Here is a 5099-nt window from a genome sequence, read left to right as displayed (position 1 = left end):
GGGTCGTTGGCGACCATGGCCGAACTCAACGTCGGCGCCGCGATCCTCTCGGTGTCCACACCGGGCACCGCGTTCCTGTCGGGCGCGGCCGACGCCACCGCGCTCGCGCGGGACCTCAACGACTGCCTTGCCGACGTGGTCGCCGGTCAGTCCGACCGGTTCGGATTCTTCGCGACCCTGCCCCTGCCACACGTCCGCGAGTCGGTCGACGAGGTCGCCAGGTCGCTGGACGAATTGAACGCAGATGGGGTGGTGCTGCTGGCCAACAACGCGGGCACTTACCTCGGCCAAGACGGTCAGGGCGATCTGTTCGCCGCGCTCGACGCGCGTTCGGCCGTGGTGTTCGTCCATCCTGCGGTGCTGCCGGGCCCCGCGGTAGACGGTGTCCCACCGTTCGCCACCGACTTTCTGCTCGACACCACCCGTGCCGCGTATCTGCTTGTCCGCAATGGCATTTGCCGCAATTACCCGAACATTAAATTCATCCTGAGCCATGCGGGAGGATTTGTGCCCTACGCGTCGCATCGGATGGCAGTCAGCATCATGGGCGACACCGGGCGCAGCCCGGCTGACAGCCTGGACGACTTCGCGGGCTTCTACTTCGACACCGCCTTGTCGTCGAGCGCGGCGGCGCTGCCGAGCCTGCTTGCCTTCGCCAAACCCGGGCACGTGACTTTCGGTTCCGATTGGCCGTTCGCGCCGGTCGCGGCGGGAAAGCTATTCGCCGCGGGTCTGGAGACCTACCCCGGCCTCGGCGCGGGCGCCCGCGCGGCGATCGATCGCGGCAATGCGCTCGCGCTGTTCCCCCGGTTTGGTTCTGGCGAGCCCTCAGACGCCGGCTCGACGCTCGACCAGGTGCGTCACACGGTCAGCAGGGCGGTCATGCGTGGCGTTGTGCGCCTGGTCAACACGCGATGACGTGATTAGAGCAGCGCCTTCTGCCAGGACAGCACGCGCTCCGCCAGTTCGGGCCCACGGTCTTCCTGGATGAAGTGGCTGGCGTGGATGCGGGCGTGTGGCTGGCCCGCGGAGCCGGGGATGTGCTTGATCAGCGGACGGTCCGCCTGCCCGAGAAGCGGGTCGCGGCTTCCAAAAATTGCGAGGAACGGTTTTTCCCAGCGGCTGAGGGCATCCCACGCCCTGCGGTTGGCCGGGACCGCCGGATCGCCCGGCGAGGTGGGCACCAACAGAGGGAAGGCGCGCGCCCCGGCCTGATATGTCTTGTCGGGAAAGGGTGCGTCGTAACCGGCCCGCACCTTGGGCGGCACCCGCCGGACGGTACCGGCGGCGACGAGGTGGCCTGCGGGCAGGACGGGGGAGTAGCGCGCGAAGGCGCGCCAGGCGTGGAACGCGAGCGGAGCGGGCCGCTGTGCGGTGGGCAGAGAACCGTTCGCCACCACCAGCCGTGCGATTCGGTCACCCCGCTCGGCGGCGATACGGAGCCCGATCAGCGATCCCCAGTCCTGCGCGAACAGCGTGACTTCCCTGAGGTTCAGGCGGTCGAACCAATAGGTCAGCCACTCGACGTGGCGCTGATAGGTGTAATCCTGAAGCCTGCTGGGTTTGTCGGAGCGCCCGAAGCCGATCAGGTCCGGGGCCAGCACACGATTCCCGGCATCGGTCAGCGGCGGAATCATCGTCCGGTAGAGGTAGCTCCAGGTGGGCTCGCCGTGCAGCAGCACGATCGGCGGCCCGTCGATGGGACCCTCATCGAGGAAGTGCATACGCAGCGGCCGGGTGTCGCTTGCCGCTACGTCAATGTAATTCGCTACGAACGGATAGCCCTCCAAATTTTCGAATCGGGAGTCTGGGGTTCGCAGCACATCCATACTCAGCTCCTCCGAATGGGCGGGCGCCCTTGCTAGCTTCTCGCGACATCGCGGATTCGTCTAGTAGGAAATATCATTGAGCTAAGTGTCGGCACGTCGCGAAACTGGTGTGTCCACGGGGATTCGGCGTGTGTGTGCAACATCGCCGACATGTGGGAAGCACCCACCACATGCGGTGGAGCTGGGCCGCAGCCGCAAGGAGCTTTCCGCGTAGCGACTACCCAGTGTTGGCCAGCGCCCGGCCCATCCGCGATACGGCCTCGGTCAGGATGGTTGTGGAGGTGGCGAAGTTGAGCCGCACGTGGCCGGCTCCGCCCGTTCCGAACACGTGGCCCGAACTCAGCGCCACTCGGGCGTGGTTGAGGAACCAGCGCGCGGGCCCGGACATGTCCGCGACCACGGCAAGGCCGTCGGTGACGTCTTCGTTGAAGCCGAGTTCCCGGCAATCAAGCCACGCGAGGTAAGTGCCTTGTGGCCATTGATGTTTGACCGAGGGAAGATGCTCGGCGACCAAATCGCCCAGCAGTTTCCGGTTTTCGTCCAAACCCTGCAACAGGAGGTCGAGCCAGTCGCCACCGGTGCGGAACGCTTCGGTGTGTGCGAGGACGCCCAGGTGGCTCGGCCCGTGGCTGACCTCCTCCGGCATCCGCCGCAGATCCGCGACCGCCTCCGGACCGGCGATGGCCAGGGCCGCCTTCAGTCCGGACAGGTTCCAGGCCTTGGAGGCGGAAGTCAGGGCGAAGGCGTTCTCCCCGCCGTGCACCGTCAGATACGGGGTGAAACGCGATCCCGACAAAATGACGGGCGCGTGAATCTCGTCCGACACCACCCGCACATCGAACCGGCGGGCCAGATCGGCAACCGCGCGCAACTCGTCGGCGGTGTGCACCGATCCCGTCGGATTGTGCGGATTGCACAGCACGTAGGCGGCCTTCCCACCTCCCGCGCGGGCCCGCCCGAATGCTTCCTCCAAGACTGCCAGGTCAATTCGGCCGTTTACGTCAAGCGGCGCCTCGATCACCCGGCGTCCGTCGTGGGAGACGAATGCGTAAAACGGCGCGTACACCGGCGGGTTGACGATGACCGCGTCTCCACGGTCGGTAACCAGTCGCAGCACCTCGACGATGCCTTGCATCACGTCGGGCACGATCGTGGTGCGACCGACTTCCAGGTCATGCCACTGCCAGCGCCGCGATGCGAACTGGCTGACCGCTTCGGCCAGCCCAGTGCCGCAAGGGTATCCGGTATCGCCGTTGTCGATCGCCACGCGCAGGGTCTCGGCCACCGTCGGCGGCAGTTTGACGTCCATCTCGGCGACCCACAGCGGCAGCACGTCGGCCGGATGCGCGCGCCATTTCATGCTCGTACGGAGCTGCAACTGCTGCAGCGTGAGTTCCTCGAGTGGGTTAAACGTCACCCGGGCAGACTAAGCCGCGGTGTTGGTGGCCCGATTCAGGCGGTGGCGAACACCTGCTTGGGAATCGTCAACGGCAGGTCCACCGAACTGAGCAATCCGGGCTCTGCGGCAACGACATACGGCACGGCGTTGACGACCCGCATCGCGGTGGCGACCATTGCGCCCGCTCCCGAGGTCATTCCGCCAACTCCGGCCTTGTGTGGATCCTTAAGCGTCGCCGCCATGGTGCAGTCGATGTCGGGGTCGCCGCTGATCATGACGCGGTAGGACAGATCGCCGATTCCGGTCGGCCAGTCGGGGGCGACGTCGTGTGCGAGTCGGGTGACGTGCTCGATGACGATGGCCTCACGACCGTCGACCACACCGATCGCCTTCATCCGCAGAGCCCCACAGCTGCCGGCCTGCACCGTTCCCATCGCGACCTCGAGGGTCCGGTTCGTAACCGCCCGGTCCAAACTCTCGCGCACTTCCTGGACTTCGACCCCGAGCGCGTCGGCTACCAACCGGATCTGGCCCTGCCATTCACCGGCGATCGCGCCCGGAAAGCCGATCCAGGGCTGGTAGTCGAGTGGCCGGCCGAAGCCCAGCGCGTCGCTCATGATGTCGGGGACGCCGTAGTCGTCATAGAGGCCGATCTCGAACGCATGAATCTTTTCGATGGATGACGACTGGGTGGACAGCACCAGCGGTAGGTAGTCGGCGGCGAAGCCGGGCTCGATTCCCGACGCATAGAGCGAGACCTGGCCCTTCTTGGCAGCGGTCGCCAACTGGTCGCGCCACTCCGCAGGCTCGTAGGCGTGCGGGTTGACCAGACGCGTGGTGCTGGTCGTGACGACGTTGATCCCGGCTTCGAGCAGCCGGACGTAATCGGGGATGGCGAGCGCATCGCGTTCCGGACCGCTGGCCGCGTAGATGACGCAGTCGGGTTTCAGGGCGATCAGTGCGTCGGCATCGTTGGTGGCTTTCAAGCCGATCGGTTCGCCGTTGGCGAGTTCGCCGGCGTCCTTGCCGTCCTTGTCCGCCGAATGCACCCACACCCCGACCAGCTCCAGATTTGGGCGACGGTGGATGGACCGGATGGCGATCGACCCGATGCCGCCCGTCGCCCACACCACCACACGATGTGCTGTCATCTTGTTCCTCCTCGGTTGCCGAACACGATGAAAGGCCAGGCGGCCGTTGCCCTTACGTCGGAAGCTACAACCGGGAGTCGGCGCGGTCAAGGGTTTAAGAAAGTGCGCACTATCTTAAAGAACAAATTTTAGGTTAGTGTGCACGTGTGAGGGCCGATGTTCACGCTTAGGTTCGACATGCGCGCGCCCGGCTGGGCCGGGCCGCCCGCGGATCTCTACGCGGCGGCCATCGACATGTGCGAGTGGGCGGAAACTCGCGGCGCCGTGTTGGCGGTGCTCTCCGAGCATCACGGCGCCGATGACGGCCACCTGCCCGCGCCGTTGGTATTGGCCTCGGCGATCGCCGCCAGGACCCGCAGCCTGGCAATTCTGCTGGCCGCGGTGCCGATCCCGTTCTGGGACCCCGTCCGGCTCGCCGAAGAGATGGTCCTGCTGGACCTGATCAGCAGGGGGCGGGTGTCCTACGCGTTCGGCGTCGGACATCGGAGCGAGGAGTACGACCACTTCGGCGCCGACTTCGCCTCCCGCGGCCGGGTCGCGGACGAGACGCTGGCCGTGCTCGGTCGACTGGTGCGCGGCGAGCCCGTCGAATACCGCGGGCGCAAGGTCCGCGTCACCCCGTCGTGCGGCTCGCCCGGCGGACCGATGATGCTGATCGCCGGCGGCAGCAAGGCGGCCGCGCGACGTGCGGGCGCGCTGGGCTTCGGGTTCGTTTCTCAG

At 66.5% G+C, this 5099-nt stretch carries 5 protein-coding genes; 2 read left to right on the top strand and 3 right to left on the bottom strand.

The features are described 5' to 3' along the window. Positions 1 to 918, top strand: a 918-nt coding sequence (locus tag JOZ00_RS02420; RefSeq protein ID WP_293339146.1) for an amidohydrolase family protein, incomplete at its 5' end; no start/stop codon positions are given. A 5-nt stretch (positions 919 to 923) separates the two neighbouring features. Here the strand turns inward: JOZ00_RS02420 and JOZ00_RS02415 are convergent. The 3 genes from JOZ00_RS02415 to JOZ00_RS02405 all read right to left on the bottom strand — a co-directional run bounded on the left by JOZ00_RS02415 (position 924) and on the right by JOZ00_RS02405 (position 4379). Continuing rightward, positions 924 to 1829, bottom strand: coding sequence for a haloalkane dehalogenase (locus JOZ00_RS02415; RefSeq protein WP_293339143.1), 906 nt, complete (start codon positions 1827 to 1829; stop codon positions 924 to 926). Positions 1830 to 2046: 217 nt separating this feature from the next. Further along, positions 2047 to 3246, bottom strand: a complete 1200-nt coding sequence (locus tag JOZ00_RS02410) for a MalY/PatB family protein (RefSeq protein WP_293339141.1) — start codon at positions 3244 to 3246, stop codon at positions 2047 to 2049. 35 nt (positions 3247 to 3281) lie between these two features. Continuing rightward, a complete protein-coding gene (locus tag JOZ00_RS02405; RefSeq protein WP_293339139.1) occupies positions 3282 to 4379 on the bottom strand; it encodes a dihydrodipicolinate reductase in 1098 nt (365 codons plus the stop codon). A 156-nt stretch (positions 4380 to 4535) separates the two neighbouring features. Between JOZ00_RS02405 and JOZ00_RS02400 the strand changes: the two genes are divergently transcribed. After that, positions 4536 to 5099: LLM class flavin-dependent oxidoreductase (locus JOZ00_RS02400; RefSeq protein WP_293339137.1), on the top strand; the 564-nt coding region annotated here is incomplete at its 3' end.

The organism is Mycobacterium sp. (assembly GCF_019243155.1).
In the GTDB taxonomy this organism is placed as follows: domain Bacteria; phylum Actinomycetota; class Actinomycetes; order Mycobacteriales; family Mycobacteriaceae; genus Mycobacterium.
The sequence above is the reverse complement of the archived record's forward strand: the minus strand, read 5'-3'. Positions and strand labels throughout refer to the sequence as shown.

What these genes read in the sequence shown, in the direction of transcription:
- JOZ00_RS02415 (WP_293339143.1), bottom strand. Translation starts at nt 1,829, where the DNA reads ATGGATGTGCTGCGAACCCCAGACTCCCGATTCGAAAATTTGGAGGGC.
- JOZ00_RS02405 (WP_293339139.1), bottom strand. Translation starts at nt 4,379, where the DNA reads ATGACAGCACATCGTGTGGTGGTGTGGGCGACGGGCGGCATCGGGTCG.